Here is a 21,769-nt window from a genome sequence, read left to right as displayed (position 1 = left end):
CGGAAGCGGGTTGAGACGATGGAAAAACGGATGATGCAATGGCTGGTAGTTTTTCTGTCAGCGATGATCCTTGCGGCTTGTGGAGGAACCGATACCGAAGCGCCGCCGGAGACAGAAACAGAACAGGGAGATTCACCGGTTGATACGGTCGCACAAGAAAAAGGCGCCATGATTGCGAATGCCAAAACACATGTCTACACCATCTATACCGATTTCGAACAAGGATCAGGATTTTTGTACAATGACGAAGGGGATATTTTGACGAATGCCCACGTCGTTCGCGATGCGACGTTTATTTCACTCGTCAATAGCGATGGGCAGGAGTTCGCCGGGAAAGTCATCGGCATATCGCTCGATGAAGACTTGGCGCTTGTGCGCGTCGAAGATTTGGCAGGGAAAGACCCGCTCGAACAGGAACTGGAACCGGTGGATAGCGGGACGCCGGTCATCGCCATCGGCAGCCCTGAAAATGCGGCGAACACAGCAACAGAAGGCGAAATTACCAACACGGGGGTCGATTTTTCGGAAGTCTTTGTTTACGATGACCTCTATGAAATGAATGCCCTCATCAAAAGAGGTTCAAGTGGCGGACCGCTGCTGGATGCAAGTACCGGAAATGTGCTCGGCATCAATTCAGTTATGCTCGAAGACAATCCTGAGATCGGCTATGCGATTCCGCTGTATTTGAAAAAAGAGCTTTTAGACAGCTGGGCAGCGAACCCAGATCCGCTTCCGGCTTCGCAATTGGTTGAACCTTCGGTGAAGGATGCCTATTTTGACGAAGCGTTGCTGTCGAGTTTCATCGAAGCCTATTATGATTTGCTGCCGTATTCCATGAACGAAGAAGAGCTCAATTACTACTCCACGTATTTGGTGCCGGGAAGCCAGGCGGTTGAAGCGGTCGACAGCGTCGTCAAAGACTATTCTTCAGATGGCCGGGTGTTTGATTCGGTCGTGCCGGAAGTCAGTGCCGTCGAAATAGATGGCGACCGTGCCTATGTCGAAGCCGGGGCCGTATTCAATTACCATGAAGCGGACGGCGAGACAGGCACAATCGACCATCAACGGCGTTACACCGTGATAATCGATGAGTACGGGGATTACCAAATTGAATATGTAGAAGAAATGTAAGAGCCTCCGATTGTGGGGGCTCTTTTTTTACAGGGCGTGAAAAGTTTACTGCTAGGCTGCTTACTTAACCTCACTTTAACCGGAAGCCATTAAAGTTAGAACGTGAATACAACTTTGAACGTTTGCAACCAAAAAGATGAGGTGAGAACAGTGAGGGATATTTATTTCAGCAAAGCATACGGGAAGCTTTATGAAAAGATGGAAAACGGAAAATGTGTGTCGTTCACTCTCTTTCACAAACTAGGATCAGTCCATTATTTATTTATCAAAAGGGTAATTCCTATCGATTTATCGGGCAGTGGACCGTACTATGATTTGATCACCCCCTACGGATATGGAGGACCAATCGTTGAAGCTGAAGACGCAAGCGATAAGAAAGAATTATGCCAACTGTTTTTTCGTGAGTTTCGCAAATATTGCCAAACGGAAAACATCGTCAGTGAATTTATTCGCTTTCATCCCATATTGAAAAACGCCTCAGATTTTGAGGAATGGTACGCTATCGATTTTATGCGCAACACCATTCAGACGAGATTGCATGACACAGAAGATCCACTGATGACTGAATACACGCCATCGATCCGTCGATACATCCGCAAAGCATTGGAGCAAGGTGTGGAGTATAAAGTGTCTATCCATCCAAGCAATCTCGACCGATTCAAAGAATTGTACTTCCAGACGATGGACCGGAATAAAGCGGATGCATTCTATTATTTTACCGACGACTATTTTGATCAATGCCTCCGCTTACTGGGGCCGCAGTTGCTAGTTGTTGAAGTGATGTGGGAAGGGAATGTCATCGCTATGAGCTTAAATTTTATTAGCAACGGCGCAATCCATGTCCACTTAACCGGAAGTCTGGAACAATACCATCACTTGCATGCGCCAATCATCCTTCAATATGCTTTGCTCTGTTGGGGGATAGAAAATGGGGTAAAACTGATTCATCACGGAAGCGGCCGGACGAACGATCCGGATGATAAATTATATCTCTACAAGAAGAAATATGGTCGGAGCCAAGAGCTTGAATACTACACTGGCAAGAAAATATGGGATCTGGAAGTTTATAATTCGTTATGCATGAAAGTAAATGTGGAAGATGATTGTTCCTTTTTCCCAGCATACAGGAAGGGGCCAATAACCAAGGAAGAAAGTAATGCAGAAAGAGATACTGGTAATTGCTAATAAAGCCATTGATGGATCGCTTACGGGCAAGATCAACAATACCCTTTCAGCGAAGCTTCCCTTATCGAACGGATAACTCATCCAGACTCATCTTAATAAGGATATGACGCTCTAGCTTACTTAATAGGAGGGCAACACGAATTCAAAAAGTTTTGAATTCATGAGCCATCTATGGTATTCTATTGCCGACAATAAAAAAATATCGCTATTCCACTAGGGGAGCCAAGTTGGCTGAGACGGACAAGAGTCCGGACCCTTTGAACCTGATCTGGATTATACCAGCGTAGGGAAGTGGGCGAATTGTGAGCTTTTCTCCAATTTCTTCAGCTGACCTTTATCGCCGCTTCCTTACCTGGGAAGCGGTGTTTTATTTTGCCCAAAAAAGGAGAGAGCGACATGACATTTTGCAAAGAAATCCGGTTGGAATGCGCAGACCTATGGAACGCCAGTTTTGAACACCCATTCGTCAAAGGCATCGCGAAAGGCGATTTGCCGCTAGATGTTTTTAAATTTTATGTAATGCAAGACGCCTATTATTTGACCCATTTCGCGAAAGTCCAGGCAATCGGTGCCACAAAAGCGAAAGACCTCAAGACGACGCAATCCTTTGCGCACCACGCGGAACAGACCTGTGCCGCAGAACTGGCACTCCATGAATCGTTTATGGAATTGCTCGGGGTGACAGAAGAAGACTGGAAGCTATTCGAACCTTCGCCGCATGCCTATGCGTATGTTTCGCATATGTACCGTTCCGCGGAAGGCGATTTGGCGGATGTGCTCGCGGCCTTGCTGCCATGCTATTGGCTATATTACGAAATCGGCGAACGCTTGAAGACCGCAACGCCTGAGGAACCGATTTTCCAGAAATGGATCGGCACTTACGGTTCTGAATGGTTCGGGGAACTGGTGAATGAACAGATCGAACGCATGAACCGCTTGGCAGAAGGCTTGCCGGAAGAGCGGCGCAAGGAATTGAAGACGCGTTTCATGAGAAGCAGCTATTACGAATGGCAGTTCTGGCAGCAAGCATGGACGATGGAAACCTGGGAACTGCCCGAGAAAAAGGAGCGTGTCCATCATGCTTAGAGAGTTGCGTGCACGAAAGCCGTTGATTCATTGCATCACCAATCACGTCGTCTCGAATTTCCAAGCGAACGGCTTGCTGGCGCTCGGCGTCTCTCCAGTGATGGGCGACGAACAACAGGAAGTGGCAGAACTTACAGGGCACGCCGATGCCTTATCGCTTAATATCGGCACCATTACGGAACGTTCTTTCCAGAGCATGCTCACGGCTGGTCATGCTGCAATGAAAAAAGGCATTCCGATTGTGTTGGATCCAGTCGGTGCCGGGGCGACCGTCTATCGTTTGGAAGCCGTCAAGCGATTGTTGACTGAACTTGATGTTACGCTCCTGCGCTGCAACGCCGGTGAGCTCGCGGCGATTGCAGGAGCCGACTGGCAAGCGCGCGGCGTTGATGCCGGAGAAGGCGAAGGCGATTTGGCAGTTATCGCGAAACAAGTGGCTGATGAATACCAAACAATTGTCGCTGTCACTGGAACACGCGATCTGGTGACAGACGGAAAACGCACCGAGTATATTGCAGGCGGAGATCCGTTGATGGCATCGGTCACGGGGATGGGTTGTTTGCTTAGCGCGGTGCTTGCCGCATTTTTGACGGATAAAGAGAGTGGTCAGCTTGATGCGGTCGCTTTTGGCTTGCAACTTTATGCTAATGCAGGCAGCCGCGCGGCGAAAATTGCTTTGCACCCTGGAGCATTCCAGATGAGCTTTTTGGATGAACTCTCAAAACGGCAGGAGGCGCTTGTTCATGGAAACTAAAGCCCAAGTATTGACGATTGCCGGATCCGATTCTGGCGGCGGTGCGGGCATACAGGCAGACTTGAAAACCTTTCAAGAGCTCGGCGTATTTGGCTGTTCCGCCATCACAGCGGTGACTGCACAAAATACGCAAGGTGTCCACGGCATTTACCCAATGGATCGGCAAGCGGTCAAGCAACAGCTTGATGCAATCGGAACAGACTTTGACATTCGAGCAGTCAAGACTGGCATGTTGTTTGATGCAGGAATTATCGAAGAAACTGCACAAGGCATCAAACGCTACGGGTGGGAGCAGCTGGTCATCGATCCTGTCATGATCGCAAAAGGTGGTGCATCTTTGCTTCAGCAAGAAGCGGTCGAAGCGATCACATCACTGCTAGTGCCGCTCGCTTCTGTTATTACACCCAATATTCCGGAAGCAGAAACTTTGAGTGGAATCGATATTACCGACGAGGTGTCGCGAAGAAAAGCGGCAGAAGCAATATTATCGCTTGGTGCGTCATCAGTCATTATCAAAGGTGGGCATAGTACGGACCCTGACGTTGCGGAGGACTTTTATATGGACCAGCAAGGAATGATCATCCTGCTGCGTTCGGAACGCCTCCAGACAAAACAGACGCACGGCACGGGCTGTACATTTTCAGCAGCGCTAACAGCTGAACTCGGCAAAGGCAAACCGGTGGAAGAAGCATTATTTACAGCCAAGGAATTTATCCACTCGGCGCTCGCGCATCCACTCGGCATCGGCCATGGACACGGCCCGACGCATCATGCGGCGTATAACGAATCAAAGGAAAAGGAAGTGGTCCATCTTGTTCGGGAATCCAGCGATTTATTTTCTCATGGGTACGACAAACGCCGGTACTAAAGAGCCGCTCGCACTTCTCAAAGAGGCGCTTCAAGGCGGCATCACGCATTTTCAGCTGCGCGAAAAAGGGAACGATGCGCTCACGGGCGATGCACTGGTAGAATTCGCTGCCAACTGCAAAAGCTTATGCGGTGAATACAATGTCCCGATGTTTATCAATGATGATGTTGAGCTCGCCTGTACGATCGAAGCGGATGGCATCCATATCGGACAGGACGATATGGGCTGCGGCCAGGTAAGAAAGCGGATTGGCGCATCGATGGCTCTTGGAGTATCGGTGCATTCCGTCAAAGAGGCTAATGAAGCGCTGACTTGCGGCGCGACCTATCTTGGCATGGGGCCGATATTCGGGACGCGCACGAAAAGCGATGCAAAACCGCCCGCCGGCGTCGCTGAAATCATAAAAGTGAAAACACAATATCCGAATGTGCCAGTCATCGGCATCGGGGGCATCGAACCGGGCAATGCCGAAATGGTATGGCGGGCAGGCGTGTCCGGCATCGCTATTATTTCCTCGATCGCGCAAGCTGAGGATGTAGCAGGGCAAATCGAGCGATTCAAGCAATCAATTCCGGGGAGGCGCGTCGGATGAATACGAGAAAACTGGTACTGATGGCGATGTTCGTGGCACTCGCTGTCGCCGGTTCCGCGTTCGTTTGGTTTCCGGCAGGCATTGCGCGAGCATATCCGGTCCAGCATGCCATCAATGTCATCGCGGCCGTCATCTTCGGCCCGGGGCCCGCTGTGGCCATTGCGTTATTGACCGGCGCGGTTCGCGTTTTGACTGGGACCGGCTCCTTGCTCGCATTTCCAGGCGGCATGATCGGCGCCTTGCTTGCCGGGGTCTTTTACCGTTATAGCGGGCGAGTCGGTTTTGCGGCAACCGGGGAAATTCTCGGCACCGGCATCCTCGCCTCGCTGGTCGCCGTACCATATGCACGCGTATTAATGGGAACGGAAGTCGGCGCCTTGTTCTTCATGCCGCCGTTTCTCGTATCGAGCATCAGCGGGGCAGTGCTCGGCGTCATACTGGTCTACCGTTTAGAAAAAACGAAAAGCAGTAAGTTATTGGCATGACAAACAAGGAGCGGCTTTATGAGCCGATTCTTGTCAGGCTGTCGAGAAAGTAAAAAGCCGTGTTTTCCGAAGCTTACCGCTCGCTTTCCGTGGGCTCGCGCCCAAGCCTCCTCAGCCGCTTTGAAACCCTTGTGCTCCTACATCTGCGTGGCAGATGCGTCGCAAATGAATGCGTTCAGCTAAGCTTCACTCATTCATTTCTTGCGGGGTCTCGGTCGTCTCGCTGATCCACAGGAAAGATAAGGTCGACCTACGGGAGGCATTATCTTTGCGAAAGTAATGCGCAGCATTATTGAGCAGAAGAGCTTACGAGCGAACGCTTCTCCAAATACTAGGACAATTCATTGGTTTTTTCATTGTGAAATAGTGTCAAACTCTTTTTGTCAATAGAGGATTATAGACGCCTTCAACATTCTAAAAGGATCGGCTTTATGAGCCGGTTCTTATTTACGTCTATAAATCTCTCTGCTTGAACTAATAAAACGATTATAGTATTATTAGTTTTCATAAAGGGGGTTCGGCTGTGAAAAACCGGATAATCCAAGCATTTATCGAAGAGACCCGAAACAACGGGATTAAATTCACCATGGACGATTTGGCCAAACGGCTCGGCATCAGCAAGCGTACCTTATATGAGAACTTTTCATCCAAGCTGGAAATCCTGGAAACGATCATCGACCAGGCATTTTCCGAGTACAATAGCCGCGCGCAAGCGATCCGTGAAGATGAGGCACTCGATTTGCAGGAGAAAATCCATCAGCTCATCGTCTTAATCCCGACGCATAATGACTTTTTCGATTTGCGTGTCCTGGAGCAGTTGAGACGTTATTACCCGGAACAATGGCAGCGCGTCGACCGGGAAATGAACCAATGGGATGACTTGAAGCAATTGCTCGAAGAAGGCATGGACAACGGATTGATCAAACGCCAAAACATCGATTTATTGATGAAAATGATTTTGAACGTCGTCAATATTTCCTTGGATCAGCAATTCTTCTCAGAGCAAAGCATCTCCATCAAGGAAGCGGTCGAAACGATGAGCGAATTATTATTGGACGGATTCGTCAAAAACGATTAGGAAAAATGCTGGCTACTAAAAGCCAGTATTTCTTCGGACTAATAAAACTTAAAAAACAAAAATGGTTTTCAGTGTTTTGAAAGCTAGGAGGTAGTTCAACATGGCAAAAGCAATCGTTCATCGTCTAGATACGGAATCCGTCGGCAAGGCATTCGTCCGCTATTTGGTGCCATCGACCATTGGCATGCTGCTGATGGCGATCAATATTGTCGCAGATGGCATCATGGTCGGCAACCGCTTGGGGCCGGTCGCATTGGCCGGTGTCGGCATCGCAGCCCCGGTCTATACTTTATTCGTCGCGATGTCGCTATGGCTAGGCATCGGCGGCGCCACGAGGTTTTCAGCTCTGATGGGCGCAAAGCGGGAAGGCGAAGCACGCATTGTGTTTTCACATGCGATGGCGGCGATTTTTGCAGTGACGCTAATCATCGGGCTAGTGGCCTTTCCTTTTCGAACGGAACTGGCTTATATGCTTGGGGCGAATGCAGAAACCTTTCCATACGTTTCCGATTATCTGTACTTGATGCTGCTGTTCGGCTTTGTCTTCACGATGGAAAATGCCCTCAGCATCATGGTACGCAATGACGGCAGCCCGAACCTTGCGATGGTGTCGCTTGTCACAACTTCCTTATTTAACATCGGCTTGAATTACCTGTTCTTGTTCGTTCTGGATTTTGGCGTCAAAGGGGCGGCAGCTGCGACTTTGCTCGCCGCATTTGTTGGCATGCTGGTCTTGTGCACGCATTTTTTCAAAAAGGGCAATCAATTGCGCTTTGTGCGTTTCAAGCCCGACCGTAAATTGCTCCTGCTGATTCTCGTCATCGGCTTCCCGAGCTTCTTGGCAGAAGTCGGCATGTCGGTGTTCACCATCTCGCATAATAATGTCTTTGGGCGACTGGCGGGAACGGAAGGCGTTGCGGCATTTGCGATCCTCAATTATGTGCACAGCGTCATGCTGCTCGCATTTCTCGGCATGGGCTCAGCTATCCAGCCGCTGGTCAGTTATTATAGCGGGGCGAAAGATCAGGCGAAGATCAAGAAGACGCTGCAACTGGCAATCGGGACGGCATTCGTGGCAGGCTTACTGTTCTTTGTCTTCGGGCAATTCTTTGCAGCAAGTATCGTCAGCGTATTCGGAGATTTCCCGGATGCCGTAGTGGAGCTTGCAACTTCCGGCATCCAGCTATTCTTTATTGCGTACCTGTTCATGGGCACGAATTTTGTTATGATGACTTATTATCAATCGACTGGTGAAATCCGCATGGCGACATGGATCACCGCAGCGCGTGAAATCATCGTGTTGCTGATTTTACTGAGCATCTTGCCGGTATTTTTCGGCGTGACGGGCGCATGGCTGGCCATTCCTCTATCGGAATTGATTGTGCTATCGACGATCGCTTGTTATCAAATGAAGCAGAAAAAGAAAATTCGCTTTAGTTCAGATGTGTCAGCACAGTAGAAATAAGGGACTCTAAAACTGTCAGGGGAAGATAAAGATGCAATTAGCAAAACAGCTGTTTCACACAAAAGGCTTGGATTATGCCATCCGAAGTGCCGAGATACATGATGCAGCCCAACTGGAGAAAGTGCGGTTGCAAATTGATGGCGAGACGGAAAATATGGACCGTGAGCGCGGGGAAGCCTATTTGGATGCAGCGGCTTTCGAGCAGCTCATCGAAGAAGATACCCAAAGCGACCGGAATTTATTTCTGGTAGCCGAAGCAGAAGGCCAGATTGTCGGATTTTCAAGATGCGAAGGCAGCCCATTAAAACGAACCTCACATCAAGTAGAGTTCGGCGTCGGTGTGCTCAAGCAGTATTGGGGTTATCGTATCGGCCGCAAGCTCTTGGAGTCATCGATCGAGTGGGCGGATGGCCAAGGAATCAAGAAGATAAGCCTAAAAGTGCTTGCAAGCAATGAAAAAGCGATAGAGCTGTATAAACAATGCGGCTTTAAAGTGGAAGGCACGCTGAAAATGGACAAGCGCTTAGCGGATGGAAACTATTACGATACTGTAGTGATGGGGAGAATCCCGAAATTGTAGAGCTATAAGAAAAGACCGTGTTTACGCGAAGGCGCAAATACGGTCTTTCCTTATTTCCGTGCTTTAATAATAAAAGTCGTTGGGAATTTTTGCGCTTTGTAAAGCGAATAATAGCGGTCTGATACTTCCGCGTCTGCATCCTTCAAGTCATGCGGAACATCCGGCTCGACCACTCGCTCGATGGAAAACCCGGCTTTCACCAGAGCATTCAAATACGTGCTGAATTTGCGCTTAGGAATCGTCATCGGTGCGTCTTCGCCTTTGAAATTGGCGTAATGGACGCTGCCTTCGTCCTGATAGGAGCTGTCTAGTGATAGGTGCCCATCCCCGTTTTTCAAATGGGCATAGAGCGGGTGGTCCCAACTGAAGATGAAGGTTCCGCCAGGCCGCAAATAGGAATAGATCAATTCGAAGGTCCGGTCGAGATCAAGCGTCCAGCCGATCGCATAAATCGAGTAGACGATATCGAAATAGGCTTCCGGCAGCCCAATATCTTCTTCCATTGCGGCGCAATAGAGCTGGGCGTCTAGCCCGGTCAAGGTCTCATGCGCACGCTCGATTTGGCGATCGGATAAATCCACGCCCCAAATGTCTTTAGCGCCTTGTTTGCTCATATAAAGCAAGGAATGGCCGCTGCCACAGCCGATATCCAATACGTTTTTGCCGTCAATAGAATCGAAAAGACGCAGTTCCTCTTCGCTCTGGGCGAATGGCCCGTAGCGGGGCAGCGCATCGACGCCGTTGAAATGTTCAGCGACCGTATCCCAGCTTGTACGGTTTTGTTTCAGAATTTCTATATTCACTTAAACCCCTCCTGTTCTTTAATCATTCTCGTAACTGCTGGCCGATTCCTTCTTGTGTGGATGGCCGTGAGGAATAATGGCCCCGGGCAAAGGGTATTGAAAAGTAATAAGCTGTAAGCAGCAAGGAAAAGAGGGGACGGCATGCCGAAGATAGTCCATGAAACGTATATTGAAGCACCGATCGAGCGCTGTTTCGATTTGGCCAGGAGCATTGAAGTACACATTGAAACCGTCTCGAAAACGAATGAACGCGCCATTGCCGGGACCACGAGCGGCATGATGGAACTCGGTGACTGGGTGACGTGGAAAGCGACGCATCTGGGTGTCCGCCAAAAGCTCACATCCAAAATCACCGAAATGGAGCGGCCGTATCGTTTCAGCGACGAAATGGTCAAAGGCGCTTTTCATTCTTTCCATCATACCCATGAATTCACAGAAAGCGGCAGCGGCACCTTGATGGTAGATTGGTTTGTCTACCGCGCGCCGTTAGGGTTCATCGGAAGGATCGCCGATAAATTATTTCTCGAACGCCATATGGAGGAATTCCTGTCGACACGCGCCGCAGAGCTGAAGCGCATCGCAGAAAATCGCTGAGCGTAAATAAACCCAAAAGAACATCCACCTGCCGCGTGTGCAAGTGGATGTTCTTTTAGGTTTTTCAGTTTTGGTGAAATTCGAGTTTATGATAGCGCAAAGCCTGGTCTAATTTATTGTAGACATCGATTTCACCGAAATTGACGCCCAATTGGATAGCCGTCTGTGCGATCTCTGGGCTGATGCCCGCAATGGCCGTACGAACGCCGATGATTTTCAAGCCTTCGATCAATTGGAAAATCTGGTGGGCGACCATCGTATCGATGATCGGCACGCCGGATAAGTCGATGAATAGGCGCTCAATCGATTTTTCGTGGCATTGCTGCAAAACTTTTTCGAAGACGATTTTGGCGCGGTATGTATTGATCTCGCCGATCAATGGAAGCAATCCGCTATCTTTGGAAAGCAAGATGACCGGTGCGCTCATCTCGACGATCATTTCCTGTTGTGCATTCAAACGGCGCTCTGCAGCTTTCGTGTTTTGGTCGATGAACTCGAGGATGATCGTATTGGTCGTATCGACAACGGCTTGGTTCCAAGCAGTCAATTGTGCGTGGGAAACAGTTTCTTCTTGCAATACAGCGAACTCTTCAATGAGCTCCAAATACTGCTTTTGCGTGCGGAAAAATTCCCTGATAACGGAATTGAAAGGCGTGGATAAATGCGCTTCGTCATTGGCGACACTGAGCACCCATTCTCGGAAGATGTCGATGCACTCGTCTTCGTCTTTGCCGAATGCCGAACAGAACAATTGATGGAAATCCTGGTTTTGCTGCTTTAGTTTGTCGATAGCTTGGGGTTCGGTTTCAGCGTAGACACCGCCGCTGGTTTTGTCTAATGTGGAATACCATTGTTCGGTCAGCCCTTTAGACTTTTCGCGCAAAAAAATTTGCAACTCGTTATTTTTGAACATGCTGTTTTCTCCTCGCTTAATGGGCATTGTAAGTTATCCTGAAATACGTTTACCGCTTTATCATATAATAAGTGAAAAAAATATGCACGATTCGACCATAGAGAAAATCGGCAGCCTAGGGCAGGCTATCGAAAAAGTTAAGAAACCGTATTTTCCGAAGCTTATCGCTCGCTTTCCGTGGGCTCGCGCCCAAGCCTCCTCAGCCGCTTCAAAACCCTTGTGCTCCCACATCTGCGTGGCAGATGCGTCGCAAATGAATGTGTTCAGCTAAGCTTCACTCATTCATTTCTTGCGGGGTCTCGGTCGTCTCGCTGATCCACAGGAAAGATAAGGTCGACCTACGGGAGACATTATCTTTGCGAAAGTAATGCGCAGCATTATTGAGCAGAAGGGCTTACGAGCGAACGCTTCTCCAAATACTTAGAGAGGTCATTGACTCTTGAATATCGAAAAGGTGTTGCCAATTTACTTCATAGAGGATTATCGACTTCTTCAACATTCTAAAAACCGACAGCCTAGGACAGGCTGCCGGTTTTTAAAGTATATAATTGCGCGATAGGGCGCGTCTGGTCATTTTATTGTGCTGGGACCGTGTCTTCTGCTGGGCGCATCGGCACTTCAATGCCAAGTTCCGCCATAGCGGCTTGCGCTTGTTCTTCCGTCAAGGTGCCGGCTTCAAGTTGCGCGAGGATTTCTTCAACTTGAAGGGCAGTTTCCTCATCTAGCTGTTCCATCGGATTGGCGCCTTGAGGCGGTCCGCCTTGACGGTCGCCGCCAGCAGCCCCAGCCCCGCCAGCGCCACCGCCAGCATGTTCAGGGGCAGCTTCTGTGATGCCGTCTTCGTTAAGCCAAGTAGCTGTTTCTTCTTGGACGAAGCTTAAGACCTCGGTACCGCCTTCGTAGCTGCCGCCTGTAAACAAGCCTTCCGTTTCTTCACCGGTAGATGACCCGCCGACTGATAATGTATAGCTTGAGCCGACTTGCAAGTCAGGGGAGCTGATGTAGATCGCCTGATAATCTTTTTGCGGCGCGAAGCTCGCGACCGTATTGCCTGCACTGTCTTCAAGGTGGGTCAGTGTGCCGGCTTCCTGAATATCCGGGAACGTCATCACGACAGCAGATTGTGTGGAGTCTTCGGATGTGCTCTGTACCATGCCCGAGCTGCCTGCGGCAATCAATAGCCCGCCGTCTTGCGTGAAGGTGTTGTCATAATCGATCGAACCTTCCATATCCGTGACCGGCCCGTTAACCAGAACCGTGCCGCCTGTCATGTTGATCGAGCCATTGGCATCCAGTCCGTCTCCACCGGCATCGACAGAAAGGAAGCCGCCTGTAATGGTCAACAGCGCTTCATCGCTTGTCGCCGAACCTTCCTCAGTTTCAGCAGTTTCGGTCGTCACGCTGCCGTTGCTGACGTTAATACCATCGTCGCTTGCCCACAAGGTGTATTCGCCGCCGTTGATAGCCAATTGAGCTGCTTCTAGTGCTTCATAGCTCTTCGCGATATCGAACGTTCCGTCATCCAAGACCATCATTTGGTCAGCGTGTATGCCGTCTTCACCTGTGGATAAATTCCACTCGCCGCCGCTGATCGCCACATCGCCATTGCTGTGGACGGCGTCATCCGCTGAATCGACGGTGAAACTGCCGCCGGTAACAGAAAGAGCGCCTTCTGTTTTCAGCCCCTTGGCACTTGTGTCATCTGTCTCTTCAGTGGTGGCCGTTCCTTGTGTTGGGCCTGGTGAATTCGTTTTGACGGTTTCCGGGCTTCCGCCACCGGACGTGATGGCGTAATCGCCGCCAGTAATATAAGCGTCAGCAGAGGATTGGATGCCGTCTCCTCCCGCAACGATTGAATACGTACCGCCTTCAAGGGCAATCGTTCCGGTGTTTTCTTCATCATTGGTCGTCTTGATGCCGTCATCGCCAGCTTCGATAGTGATCGAGCCATCTTTCACGGCTACCAGATCGCGCCCCATTAACGCGTCATCCACAGCAGAAATCGTCAAGTCGCCTCCCGTGATTTTCAAGGAGTCTTTGCTGGCGATGCCGTTATTGTAATTACCTTCGACAACCAATTGTCCTGTGCCGTTGATGGTCAAATCGCTTTTACTGAAAATAGCAGCGTTCGGTTCATCGGAATCATCGGTGTCCGAATAATTGGCTGCATCGGCGACGCGGTTTTCGCTGCCTTCTTCAAGCGAAATGATTGCTTTCTCCGCTTTTTCCACGAAAATCGCTGAACTTTCAGAGGACTGGATGCTCACGCCGTCGAGTACGAGACGGACCGGGTTATCGTCTTCTGAATCGATCACCACTTGGCCATCCAAACTGCCGCTCAGTACGTAGGTGCCGCCCGCCTTGATCGTTAATGTGCCTTCATCGAAGAGTACCGCTGCAGAGGAAGCGTAGTCCGCTTCGGTGCCGCTTAGCTCAATCGTCTCCGCGTTCTCAATCTCTTCGTATTCATCGCCTGCCGTGTAGGTGAGCACGGAATCGATTTCTGACTCGACGATTTCCTGTGCTGGGGAACTCGCCTCTGCAGTTTCTTCTAGATCTGTATTGCTGCAGGCAAACAATAAGCTTGCAGATAAAGCGACCGAGGCCATTTTGAACATATTTTTATGGATCATTTTTTTCACTCCTTCTGAATTAAGAGGAAAGCTTGTCTCTTGTTGATTTCAGTATGGGAGGGCTACCTTAATAAAACCTTAAAATCAAAAGACGGTTGCAATTTTCTTTTTTCGTTCTATAATCAAATCTATTATTCACGTGGGAGATGGGGCATGGGAAATGAAGCTGTTAATTATAGAAGACGACAAGCAATTATCCGATACGATCAAGCAAACGACAGAAGAATTATTCGAAACCGAGCAGGCCTATAATGGGGAAGAAGGCTTGTACCTAGCCGAACAGAATATTTTCGACGGCATTATCTTAGACATCATGATGCCGGAAATGAACGGCTATGAAGTACTGAAAGAATTGCGCGCAAAAGGCAACGTCACGCCGGTCATCATGCTGACCGCCAAAGACGGCATTGCTGACAAAATTGAAGGATTCAAATCAGGAGCGGATGACTATTTAGTGAAGCCGTTTCATAGAGAAGAGCTATTGTTAAGGCTCGAAGCGATCATCAGAAGAGCCGGCGGGGAACTGAAGGAACACGTCCTCAGCTTTAAGGAATTAAAACTCAATATCAAAACCAAAACGGCCACTATCGACGGGGAAGCGGTCAAGCTCAACGGCAAGCAGTTCGATCTGCTGGAGTATTTATTGACCAATCAAAACATCATCCTGACAAAAGAGCAGATCTTTGACCGCATTTGGGGATTTGAATCCGATACCTCGACAACGGTGGTCGAAGTATACGCCAGCAACCTGCGCAAAAACTTAAAGCCTTTCCAGTACGATGGCTATATCAAAACCTTCCGTGGCCTCGGATATATGCTTGCGGATGCGGGAGCGGGCCATGAATAGAGACGCCATCGTCAAAAAACAGCAAACCCGCTTCATGCTTTTGAACCTGCTGGCATTTACGGTCATTTTTACGCTATTTGGCATTATCATTTTTAACCAAGTGCAAACGACTTTGTTTTCTCAGACAGATGAGGAATTAATGCAGGTGCGCAAAGTTGTGGAAGAGGCGCCTCAAGATCGCATTCGACCGGCTGGGGCTGACCCGCAAAATGTTAACTTTTCCAGCCGTGGCGCGAATCCGAACCCGCGTGTCACCATCCTTTTTTGGAATGAGCAAGGCGAAATCGCCAACGAAGAACAAATCGGCACGCTTCTATATGAAAACTTCTTTGAAGATCTCACGCTCGACACAGAAAGTGAAGGTGTCATCACCAACACGACTTTCGACGAGACCTTTGACTACCGCTCTTTACTATTTGAAGACGATGACCCGACAGATGACATCGCCTATACCCAGTTGCTAGTCAATATCGATCCTGAACAAACCATTATCGAAAACTTCGGCCGGCTATTGGCCATTTGCTCGCTCATCTTCATTGTGTTATCGATTTCGGCCAGTTATGTGTTGTCGAAGAAAATGGTCAAGCCGATTGTCCAGTCGTGGAACAAGCAGGCCGAGTTTGTGGAAAACGCCTCCCATGAACTGCGTACGCCTTTGACAGTCATCCAAAACAAATTGGAATTGCTGCTGACGGCACCGCAAGCGAAAATCATGGACCGTTTCGAGAACATCGCGATGAGCCTATCCGAGACCCGGCGCTTGTCGAAACTCACGACAGACCTCTTGACGCTGGCTCGTGCGGATTCCTCGGAAATCCAGTTGCAAAAAGAAACCATTGACCTGGACCCGTTCATCCGCCATGCACTGGCGCCTTATGAGGAAATTGCGGAATCGCAAGATAAGGAATTCTGGCTTGATCTCCAGGCCGATGTTAGCATGGAAGCGGACCGCAGCCGGCTGCATCAATTATTGGTGATCTTGCTAGACAACGCCCTCAAATACACCGATACCGGAGAGCGCATCGGCATCCGAAGCTATATGGAAGAGCGCAATACCGTTATCGAAGTGAGCGATGAAGGCGCAGGCATTAAAGAAGACAACCTGCCGTACATTTTCGATAGGTTTTACCGTGAAGATAAAGCGCGGTCACGCGAAACCGGGGGCATCGGGCTTGGCCTATCCATTGCCCAGTGGATCGTAGAAAGCCACGGCGGCACAATCACGGCATTCGCCAATACGCCCTCTGGCACCACATTCCAAGTGAAATTACCGAAATAAAGATCGCCAATTGGCGGTCTTTTTTTATTTTAAGGTTTGTTTAAGGAAAGCGGCCCATACTCGGTATTAAGAACTTCACACATCACAGGCAACAGCATAAAGGAGAGAAAACGATGAAAGCGATGAGTTTAAACGGGGTCCAGGGCCGCCGGGAAATCAAACACGAAATGACTCAATTGGAATGCTACTTATTACGCAATAAGCTAAAGCATTATATGGAAGTAGATGACCATGCCAAAGCAAACGGCACGTACCAGATTCGCAGCGTCTATTTCGACAACTTCGACAATAAAGTCATGAACCAGAAAAAAGAAGGCAATTTCGAACGCGACAAATTCCGCGTCCGCTATTATGACGGCGACACGAGCTTTATGAACCTGGAGAAAAAAAGCAAGCGCAATAATTTAACCTATAAACAGAAATGCCCGATTGATGCACAGGAATACGAGCGCATCCGCTCAGGAGACATAGACTGGATGGAAACGGACAGCCGGCCGTTGATGCAGGATCTGTATTGGCAGATGGTCATGCTTCAGCTCAAACCGCTGACGGTCGTCGATTACGAAAGAGAAGTGTTCATTTATAAATACGGAAATGTCCGCGTCACGTTCGACAGCAAGATCCGCACGAGCTTGCGCAATAATGATGTATTGAATCCGAACATCACCATGGTCGATACGGAACCCGGCGTGGTGTTGCTGGAAGTCAAATACGATGAATTTTTGCCCGGGGTTATCCGCCAATTGCTGCAAGTCAGCGATCTGCGGGCGGGAGCGTACTCGAAATACCAAATCAGCCGGATGTATGGGTAAGCCCCAGCACGGCATTAACTTATTGGAGGAATAACAAATGGAAAGCATAACGTTTAACGACATTTTTAATTCGAGTTTTTTGGAAAACACAAGCAGCTTCTCGCTCATCGATTCACTTATCGGGCTGGTGGTCGCATTTATCATCGGGCTATTCATCTACACCATCTATAAGAAAACCTTCTCTGGCGTCATTTATTCGCATAGCTTCAATATTTCCCTGATCATTATGTCCATGGCGACAGCTTTGATCATCATGGGGATTTCCACAAATGTGCTGTTATCGCTCGGGATGGTCGGTGCGCTATCGATCGTTCGCTTCCGGACACCGATTAAAGACCCGATGGATTTGGTGTACTTGTTCTGGACCATCATCTCCGGAATCCTGTGCGGCGCCGGCTTTGTCTTATTGGCCATTCTGGGCTCGCTGTTGATCGGACTTGTATTAATCGTCTTTGTGAATAAAATCAAAATCGAAAATCCGTATTTGCTCATTGTGAAATACGAAGACAACGCCATTGAAAAGTCTCTTGAACAGATGGTATCGGCAAGTGTCCGCAAACACTTGATCAAATCTAAATCCGTTCAAGGCGGCAGAGATTACGAAGTGACTTATGAAGTGCGTGTGAAAGATACCGATATGGGCTTCATTACCCGCATTTCAGAGCTCGCTGGCGTCCAGTCCGCCATCATGCTCAGCTACGACGGCAACTTTACTGCATAAAAAAAGCGTTATCCGGTCATGGCGGCTGGATAACGTTTTTGATTGTTGTGAAACTTGGAAAACTGTATTTTCCGAAGCTTATCGCTCGCTTTCCGTGGGCTCGCGCCCAAGCCTCCTCAGCCGCTTCGAAACCCTTGTGCTCCCACATCTGCGTAGCAGATGCGTCGCAAATGAATGTGTTCAGCTAAGCTTCACTCATTCATTTCTTCCGGGGTCTCGGTCGTCTCGCTGATCCACCGGAGTCGAGCGAACGCTTCTCCAAATACTCAGCTAAAACATTGTATTTTAATAATATAAAGTGAATCTGCTTTGTTCATAGCAAATTGCACACTTCTTGAATACTTAAAAACTCTATCCGACCATAATGGCTGGATAGAGCTTTTTTTCGTCAATTCATGTGTTAGAGGCTGTGTTGGGTTTTGCGTTTTCGGACGAACGATTTGCCTTCAAGAGCGGGGCCGAGCTGGAATAATACGATGCCCGCACTGATCAAGACGATGCCTGCGAGCGATTGCCAAGTGAACGGCACTTGCTCGAGGCCGAACCAGCCGGCGGTATCCCACATCAACCCGAAGAAAATCTGTGAGACCATGACGATGGAAATCGCACGGCTCGGCCCCATTGACTGAACGCCTTGTGTGACGCAGACGACGACGCCGACACCGAGTATGCCGCTAAACCAAAACCACGGCTCGGCCTGGAAGCGGAACAAGTCCATGCCGTTCACCGCAAGCCCTGCCACAAAGGATCCGAAAAAGCCGAGAAATAGCACAAGTGCGGTTGTCGTCCAGACGCTGACATGCTGCTTGACGTTGGCGTTAAAGATATTTTGCAGACAGACGAGTACGCCGCCTGACAGTGCCAGTAAAATGCCGATAGCCATTGAACGGTCCTCCTATTCGTATATATTATGACCTGCTTGATTGAATAATGCGTCGCGGTCGAGTAAATCGATTTTGCCATTGGTGCGCTGAATCCAGCCGGCCTGCTCGAATTTTTGGAGCACCCGGTTCAAATGCCGGTAACTTGTCCCGATCAAGTCCGCCATGTCGACGAGCGACGGCGAATCGAGCCTGGGCTTGTCCGGTGTCATCGACAGCAAATAACTGGCCACCCGGACATCCACTGCATACAGTAAATTGAAATTCAATTCCTGCGCTTTCGTCACGAACTTGCGCGTGATGGTCTCGAGTAAAAACTGCTGGAACAAAGAATTTCCGCTCATCTCATGGTCCAGCGCATGATGGGGGATGCGCAGCAAGACAAGGTCGGTCACGGCTTCTACCGTATTGATGAATGGGCATTTCTGGACGTATTCGATATCGCCGACAATATCAAAAGGCGTTTTAAAAGCCAAAATCAGCCGTTTGCCTTCTGGCGACAGCATGGAAATTTTCAATTTGCCTTTAACCAATAAGTACAAATGCTCCGCCGCATCGCCCTGTGAAAACAGCCGGCTCCCTGCCGCGTGATGCTCGATATGCATAGAAACGATGACGGCAGGGGGGAACAAATCCGCCAATTCATACTGATGGAGATAATCATTAATTGTCTGCATGGATGTTCCTCCTTACCATTTCAAGACGACAATGCCGGCAATCATCAATGCCACACCGGCAATTTGCGTTTTCCCGACATTTTTCTTCGCCATGTGAAACCAGCCTTTGCCATCGATGACGATCGCCGCCACCAGCTGCGCGATCAGAAATACGCTAATGGTCAGCGTTACGCCCATGCGATGGATAGCGGTAATATTGCTGAACAGGATAAATGCTGCGGGCAAGCCGCCCGCCGCATATAAAGGCGAAACTTGCTTGATTTGTTTGATCGATGTGTCTTTCAATGCCAAGACGATGAAAATCGCCAGCACAAATCCGGTCAGCTGAGTCATCGCCGCAGCCTGCCAAGTGCCGATGTGGTCGCTAATGGTCGCATTCGCCACGCTTTGGAAAGTCAGAAAAAATCCGCCAGCGAGCGCAAAAAGAATTCCTTTCATCCGGTCCACCGCCTTTTCTTAGTTTAAGAATAAAGGGCATTTTAAATAGATGGAAGGACATATGTCCCTACGCTAAGAATTTTACAAGCAATAAAAGAAAAAGTAAGGAGAATGAAAAGCTTAAGATATTTCCAAAATTATGTAGAAATCAGTTTTCTTTACTAGTATATTGGAAGTGTAAGAAACTATATGAATTTGGAAAAAGAGGGAACTTCGTGAAGGTTTATAAAAAGATGCTTGTTTTTTTAATGGATGCACTTAAACAAAAGCATTTACCCGAGATAGTAGTCAAAAGTTTCCTGGCCATTCTAAAAGCCCTCTCTTATCTTGCTGGAGCCAATCCGATTAAACGGACTAAAAAGTAACCCTAGTTTGCCCTATGGATGCGTAGGCATGAAAAAGATTAACGTAAAATAGAACCGATAAATATCCTGGTTTCCATTGAGAAATAGAGGAATTGAATAGTAAGGCTTAAAAGAGCATTGCGACTTTAACTTGCGAAAGGAGAATTGCATGAAATTCAAACACATCGTTTACTTGATCGGCGCATTTCTCGTATTGATCTTCTCGACACTCGCTAGCTGGTATGAGGGTGGACAACTGCGCGATATTTCATGGGAATGGAAGTATTCGGCGGTCTTTTCGACCTGGTTGAACGGGCCAGTGACCGAGGCGAGCGATATTTTGATGATCGACCATTTCGTTTATGCGGCAAAGTTTGAACCACTGTTTCCGCTCCTGATGGCGGCATCGTTTCTATTCATCGTCCTTCAGTTATTGGGATGGCTATTGAGAGAGCGCAAAACGCTGCATATCATTTTTCTATCGCTGATGTCAGTAGGCTTATTGTTGATGAGTGCCATGCTGCTTAATTCACCGACTGTTGGGCTCACCCTATTTTCCGCGTTTTTCGGCCTGTCTGGCATCTTAACGCTGCTCATCATTCTGTGTCGCAATAATGCAAAGTGGATGCGTCGCGCAGCCGAACGGACGAATTCATAATTTTTACTCGGAGGTGTTCAAATGGAATGGTGGATCAATATCGTTCCAGTCCTAATTATCGGGTTGTTTGCCCGCGAAGCTTTTAAGCAAATCAAAGAATCCATTTCCGTTGTAAAATCGGTGACATGGGATTCGCCCAACCATAAACGACTCATCGTTGGACATTATTTGTTTTCGTTGTCATATGTCGGATTTGTCGTGGCGCTAATTGTGAATTTGATTGTCTATAATTACTCGTTTCCACAACCTTATAGCACGGCCAATGCCGCCAGCATGACCGCATTCTACTGCTTGTTGATGATGTTCGTCGCCGAGCTTGGCGTCATGCCAAAGCGACAAGGCCCTAAAGAATCAATCTGAACTAAAAAAGCCTCTGCATCGAGCCCTAGAAAGGGAGCGACCGGAGGCTTTTTCGATGGCATTAAAGAAGAAACAGCAAGAGACATAAGCTGACGACAGTGGCGCCAAAGGAGATTTCGATTTTTGTTTCTTTTGCGCTTTCACGCTTCACTTTATGTACGACGGATAACACGAACAAGCTATAGAGAAACATAAAGAAGTAAAAGATTCCGTACAAAATCCAGCGATTGTCCGTAATCCAGTCGTTCAAAGAAGTGAAGACGGAAATGGCAATGAACACCGCAATAGAAAAGGCGAGCAACAGCCCCGACAATACGTTCATCTTATTCCACAAAGGGTGCGACAAGAAGCGCTCACTTTTTTTGCTGTGGAAGACGAAAAACAAATGAATCATGCTGGTGCTCAGCAAAAGGAAAGTCAACACGACAAGCATCCCGCTGGTGGTGCCAGAAGCAAGTACGTGCCCAATGCTAAGCGAATAATATTCAGCGAGAATTGCCAGTGCGACCAAACCTGCAAAAGCGGCCACTTGAAACGCCGTCCATTTTAGAAATGACATCTAATTCTCCTTTCTTGATTGAGTCG

The 21,769-nt window shown here is 48.6% G+C and carries 25 protein-coding genes and 1 riboswitch; of the genes, 18 read left to right on the top strand and 7 right to left on the bottom strand.

The genetic code is table 11. The features are described from left to right. The first annotated feature begins 18 nt into the window (after positions 1 to 18). From BBI11_RS12700 to BBI11_RS12655, 10 genes are all read left to right on the top strand, one after another. Positions 19 to 1,131, top strand: coding sequence for a S1C family serine protease (locus BBI11_RS12700; RefSeq protein WP_068464021.1), 1,113 nt, complete (start codon positions 19 to 21; stop codon positions 1,129 to 1,131). Between the two features lie 198 nt (positions 1,132 to 1,329). Beyond that, a complete protein-coding gene (locus tag BBI11_RS12695) occupies positions 1,330 to 2,316 on the top strand; it encodes a GNAT family N-acetyltransferase (RefSeq protein WP_156889110.1) in 987 nt (328 codons plus the stop codon). 205 nt (positions 2,317 to 2,521) lie between these two features. Next, positions 2,522 to 2,623: riboswitch (TPP riboswitch) on the top strand. An 89-nt stretch (positions 2,624 to 2,712) separates the two neighbouring features. Further along, positions 2,713 to 3,402, top strand: a complete 690-nt coding sequence (gene tenA, locus BBI11_RS12690) for a thiaminase II (RefSeq protein ID WP_068464014.1) — start codon at positions 2,713 to 2,715, stop codon at positions 3,400 to 3,402. Further along, on the top strand, positions 3,395 to 4,156 hold the full coding sequence (thiM, locus tag BBI11_RS12685) for a hydroxyethylthiazole kinase (RefSeq protein ID WP_083389103.1): 762 nt from the start codon (positions 3,395 to 3,397) through the stop codon (positions 4,154 to 4,156). The genes tenA and thiM overlap by 8 nt, the downstream gene beginning before the upstream one ends. Beyond that, the gene (thiD, locus tag BBI11_RS12680; protein ID WP_068464008.1) at positions 4,146 to 5,024 is read left to right on the top strand and encodes a bifunctional hydroxymethylpyrimidine kinase/phosphomethylpyrimidine kinase; all 879 of its coding nucleotides are present in this window, start codon (positions 4,146 to 4,148) and stop codon (positions 5,022 to 5,024) included. The genes thiM and thiD overlap by 11 nt, the downstream gene beginning before the upstream one ends. Continuing rightward, positions 4,999 to 5,616 carry a thiamine phosphate synthase gene (gene thiE / locus BBI11_RS12675; RefSeq protein WP_237150274.1) on the top strand — a complete coding sequence of 206 codons (618 nt, stop codon included), beginning with the start codon at positions 4,999 to 5,001 and terminating at the stop codon, positions 5,614 to 5,616. The genes thiD and thiE overlap by 26 nt, the downstream gene beginning before the upstream one ends. Further along, positions 5,613 to 6,101 (top strand): energy coupling factor transporter S component ThiW, encoded by a 489-nt coding sequence (gene thiW, locus BBI11_RS12670; protein WP_068464003.1) that lies wholly within the window; start codon positions 5,613 to 5,615, stop codon positions 6,099 to 6,101. Before thiE ends, thiW begins: the two co-directional genes overlap by 4 nt. A gap of 523 nt (positions 6,102 to 6,624) precedes the next feature. Then, complete coding sequence (locus BBI11_RS12665; protein ID WP_068464002.1) at positions 6,625 to 7,179, top strand: TetR/AcrR family transcriptional regulator; 555 nt, start codon at positions 6,625 to 6,627, stop codon at positions 7,177 to 7,179. A 100-nt stretch (positions 7,180 to 7,279) separates the two neighbouring features. Next, complete coding sequence (locus BBI11_RS12660) at positions 7,280 to 8,638, top strand: MATE family efflux transporter (RefSeq protein ID WP_068463998.1); 1,359 nt, start codon at positions 7,280 to 7,282, stop codon at positions 8,636 to 8,638. A gap of 37 nt (positions 8,639 to 8,675) precedes the next feature. After that, positions 8,676 to 9,224, top strand: a complete 549-nt coding sequence (locus BBI11_RS12655) for a GNAT family N-acetyltransferase (RefSeq protein WP_068463995.1) — start codon at positions 8,676 to 8,678, stop codon at positions 9,222 to 9,224. A 50-nt stretch (positions 9,225 to 9,274) separates the two neighbouring features. On the opposite strand, the gene BBI11_RS12650 is transcribed toward BBI11_RS12655, so the two are convergent. Beyond that, positions 9,275 to 10,027: a class I SAM-dependent methyltransferase gene (locus BBI11_RS12650; RefSeq protein WP_068463992.1), complete on the bottom strand. Its 753-nt coding sequence runs from the start codon at positions 10,025 to 10,027 to the stop codon at positions 9,275 to 9,277. Positions 10,028 to 10,168: 141 nt separating this feature from the next. Here BBI11_RS12650 and BBI11_RS12645 point away from each other — a divergent pair, with 141 nt between their 5' ends. Continuing rightward, positions 10,169 to 10,621 (top strand): SRPBCC family protein, encoded by a 453-nt coding sequence (locus BBI11_RS12645; RefSeq protein WP_068463990.1) that lies wholly within the window; start codon positions 10,169 to 10,171, stop codon positions 10,619 to 10,621. A 64-nt stretch (positions 10,622 to 10,685) separates the two neighbouring features. Here BBI11_RS12645 and BBI11_RS12640 read toward each other — a convergent pair whose 3' ends face one another. Both BBI11_RS12640 and BBI11_RS12630 read right to left on the bottom strand, forming a co-directional pair. After that, positions 10,686 to 11,534, bottom strand: a complete 849-nt coding sequence (locus BBI11_RS12640; RefSeq protein WP_068463988.1) for an STAS domain-containing protein — start codon at positions 11,532 to 11,534, stop codon at positions 10,686 to 10,688. A gap of 575 nt (positions 11,535 to 12,109) precedes the next feature. Further along, on the bottom strand, positions 12,110 to 14,167 hold the full coding sequence (locus tag BBI11_RS12630) for a carbohydrate-binding domain-containing protein (RefSeq protein WP_068463982.1): 2,058 nt from the start codon (positions 14,165 to 14,167) through the stop codon (positions 12,110 to 12,112). Between the two features lie 160 nt (positions 14,168 to 14,327). On the opposite strand from BBI11_RS12630, the gene BBI11_RS12625 reads away from it, so the two are divergent. The 4 genes from BBI11_RS12625 to BBI11_RS12610 all read left to right on the top strand — a co-directional run bounded on the left by BBI11_RS12625 (position 14,328) and on the right by BBI11_RS12610 (position 17,826). Then, the gene (locus tag BBI11_RS12625; RefSeq protein ID WP_068463979.1) at positions 14,328 to 15,014 is read left to right on the top strand and encodes a response regulator transcription factor; all 687 of its coding nucleotides are present in this window, start codon (positions 14,328 to 14,330) and stop codon (positions 15,012 to 15,014) included. Continuing rightward, positions 15,007 to 16,293, top strand: coding sequence for a sensor histidine kinase (locus tag BBI11_RS12620; RefSeq protein WP_068463975.1), 1,287 nt, complete (start codon positions 15,007 to 15,009; stop codon positions 16,291 to 16,293). Before BBI11_RS12625 ends, BBI11_RS12620 begins: the two co-directional genes overlap by 8 nt. A gap of 113 nt (positions 16,294 to 16,406) precedes the next feature. Next, entirely contained in the window at positions 16,407 to 17,105 is a 699-nt protein-coding gene (locus BBI11_RS12615) for a polyphosphate polymerase domain-containing protein (RefSeq protein ID WP_068463973.1), read from the top strand. A 37-nt stretch (positions 17,106 to 17,142) separates the two neighbouring features. Further along, the gene (locus BBI11_RS12610) at positions 17,143 to 17,826 is read left to right on the top strand and encodes a DUF4956 domain-containing protein (protein WP_068463969.1); all 684 of its coding nucleotides are present in this window, start codon (positions 17,143 to 17,145) and stop codon (positions 17,824 to 17,826) included. A gap of 400 nt (positions 17,827 to 18,226) precedes the next feature. Here the strand turns inward: BBI11_RS12610 and BBI11_RS12605 are convergent, their stop codons facing one another. Genes BBI11_RS12605 through BBI11_RS12595 form a run of 3 tightly spaced genes read right to left on the bottom strand, consistent with a single transcriptional unit; the run spans position 18,227 to position 19,822 of the window. Then, positions 18,227 to 18,709 carry a DMT family transporter gene (locus BBI11_RS12605; RefSeq protein WP_068463966.1) on the bottom strand — a complete coding sequence of 161 codons (483 nt, stop codon included), beginning with the start codon at positions 18,707 to 18,709 and terminating at the stop codon, positions 18,227 to 18,229. 12 nt (positions 18,710 to 18,721) lie between these two features. Further along, the gene (locus tag BBI11_RS12600; RefSeq protein ID WP_068463964.1) at positions 18,722 to 19,384 is read right to left on the bottom strand and encodes a Crp/Fnr family transcriptional regulator; all 663 of its coding nucleotides are present in this window, start codon (positions 19,382 to 19,384) and stop codon (positions 18,722 to 18,724) included. Between the two features lie 12 nt (positions 19,385 to 19,396). Continuing rightward, on the bottom strand, positions 19,397 to 19,822 hold the full coding sequence (locus BBI11_RS12595) for a DMT family transporter (protein ID WP_068463961.1): 426 nt from the start codon (positions 19,820 to 19,822) through the stop codon (positions 19,397 to 19,399). 215 nt (positions 19,823 to 20,037) lie between these two features. Here BBI11_RS12595 and BBI11_RS16395 point away from each other — a divergent pair, with 215 nt between their 5' ends. The 3 genes from BBI11_RS16395 (at position 20,038) to BBI11_RS12585 (ending at position 21,184) form a co-directional block, all read left to right on the top strand. After that, the gene (locus BBI11_RS16395) at positions 20,038 to 20,187 is read left to right on the top strand and encodes a hypothetical protein (RefSeq protein WP_156889073.1); all 150 of its coding nucleotides are present in this window, start codon (positions 20,038 to 20,040) and stop codon (positions 20,185 to 20,187) included. Positions 20,188 to 20,335: 148 nt separating this feature from the next. Continuing rightward, positions 20,336 to 20,824 carry a DUF4306 domain-containing protein gene (locus BBI11_RS12590; RefSeq protein WP_068463958.1) on the top strand — a complete coding sequence of 163 codons (489 nt, stop codon included), beginning with the start codon at positions 20,336 to 20,338 and terminating at the stop codon, positions 20,822 to 20,824. A gap of 21 nt (positions 20,825 to 20,845) precedes the next feature. Next, positions 20,846 to 21,184: a hypothetical protein gene (locus tag BBI11_RS12585; protein ID WP_068463955.1), complete on the top strand. Its 339-nt coding sequence runs from the start codon at positions 20,846 to 20,848 to the stop codon at positions 21,182 to 21,184. 61 nt (positions 21,185 to 21,245) lie between these two features. Here the strand turns inward: BBI11_RS12585 and BBI11_RS12580 are convergent, their stop codons facing one another. Next, the gene (locus BBI11_RS12580; RefSeq protein WP_068463952.1) at positions 21,246 to 21,743 is read right to left on the bottom strand and encodes a hypothetical protein; all 498 of its coding nucleotides are present in this window, start codon (positions 21,741 to 21,743) and stop codon (positions 21,246 to 21,248) included. Positions 21,744 to 21,769: the final 26 nt, after the last annotated feature.

Source organism: Planococcus maritimus (assembly GCF_001687625.2).
Lineage (GTDB): Bacteria > Bacillota > Bacilli > Bacillales_A > Planococcaceae > Planococcus > Planococcus maritimus.
This window is presented reverse-complemented; position numbering and strand designations above follow the sequence as displayed.

Coding starts and splice junctions, on each gene's coding strand:
- thiE (WP_237150274.1), top strand. CDS start 4,999: ATGGGTACGACAAACGCCGGTACTAAAGAGCCGCTCGCACTTCTCAAA.
- BBI11_RS12585 (WP_068463955.1), top strand. CDS start 20,846: ATGGAATGGTGGATCAATATCGTTCCAGTCCTAATTATCGGGTTGTTT.
- BBI11_RS12700 (WP_068464021.1), top strand. CDS start 19: ATGGAAAAACGGATGATGCAATGGCTGGTAGTTTTTCTGTCAGCGATG.
- BBI11_RS12580 (WP_068463952.1), bottom strand. CDS start 21,743: ATGTCATTTCTAAAATGGACGGCGTTTCAAGTGGCCGCTTTTGCAGGT.
- BBI11_RS12645 (WP_068463990.1), top strand. CDS start 10,169: ATGCCGAAGATAGTCCATGAAACGTATATTGAAGCACCGATCGAGCGC.
- BBI11_RS12695 (WP_156889110.1), top strand. CDS start 1,330: ATGGAAAACGGAAAATGTGTGTCGTTCACTCTCTTTCACAAACTAGGA.
- BBI11_RS12610 (WP_068463969.1), top strand. CDS start 17,143: ATGGAAAGCATAACGTTTAACGACATTTTTAATTCGAGTTTTTTGGAA.
- BBI11_RS12590 (WP_068463958.1), top strand. CDS start 20,336: ATGAAATTCAAACACATCGTTTACTTGATCGGCGCATTTCTCGTATTG.
- BBI11_RS12655 (WP_068463995.1), top strand. CDS start 8,676: ATGCAATTAGCAAAACAGCTGTTTCACACAAAAGGCTTGGATTATGCC.
- BBI11_RS12615 (WP_068463973.1), top strand. CDS start 16,407: ATGAAAGCGATGAGTTTAAACGGGGTCCAGGGCCGCCGGGAAATCAAA.
- BBI11_RS12640 (WP_068463988.1), bottom strand. CDS start 11,534: ATGTTCAAAAATAACGAGTTGCAAATTTTTTTGCGCGAAAAGTCTAAA.
- BBI11_RS12625 (WP_068463979.1), top strand. CDS start 14,328: ATGAAGCTGTTAATTATAGAAGACGACAAGCAATTATCCGATACGATC.
- thiW (WP_068464003.1), top strand. CDS start 5,613: ATGAATACGAGAAAACTGGTACTGATGGCGATGTTCGTGGCACTCGCT.
- tenA (WP_068464014.1), top strand. CDS start 2,713: ATGACATTTTGCAAAGAAATCCGGTTGGAATGCGCAGACCTATGGAAC.
- BBI11_RS12595 (WP_068463961.1), bottom strand. CDS start 19,822: ATGAAAGGAATTCTTTTTGCGCTCGCTGGCGGATTTTTTCTGACTTTC.
- BBI11_RS12620 (WP_068463975.1), top strand. CDS start 15,007: ATGAATAGAGACGCCATCGTCAAAAAACAGCAAACCCGCTTCATGCTT.
- thiD (WP_068464008.1), top strand. CDS start 4,146: ATGGAAACTAAAGCCCAAGTATTGACGATTGCCGGATCCGATTCTGGC.
- BBI11_RS12630 (WP_068463982.1), bottom strand. CDS start 14,167: ATGATCCATAAAAATATGTTCAAAATGGCCTCGGTCGCTTTATCTGCA.
- BBI11_RS12660 (WP_068463998.1), top strand. CDS start 7,280: ATGGCAAAAGCAATCGTTCATCGTCTAGATACGGAATCCGTCGGCAAG.
- BBI11_RS12605 (WP_068463966.1), bottom strand. CDS start 18,709: ATGGCTATCGGCATTTTACTGGCACTGTCAGGCGGCGTACTCGTCTGT.
- thiM (WP_083389103.1), top strand. CDS start 3,395: ATGCTTAGAGAGTTGCGTGCACGAAAGCCGTTGATTCATTGCATCACC.
- BBI11_RS12600 (WP_068463964.1), bottom strand. CDS start 19,384: ATGCAGACAATTAATGATTATCTCCATCAGTATGAATTGGCGGATTTG.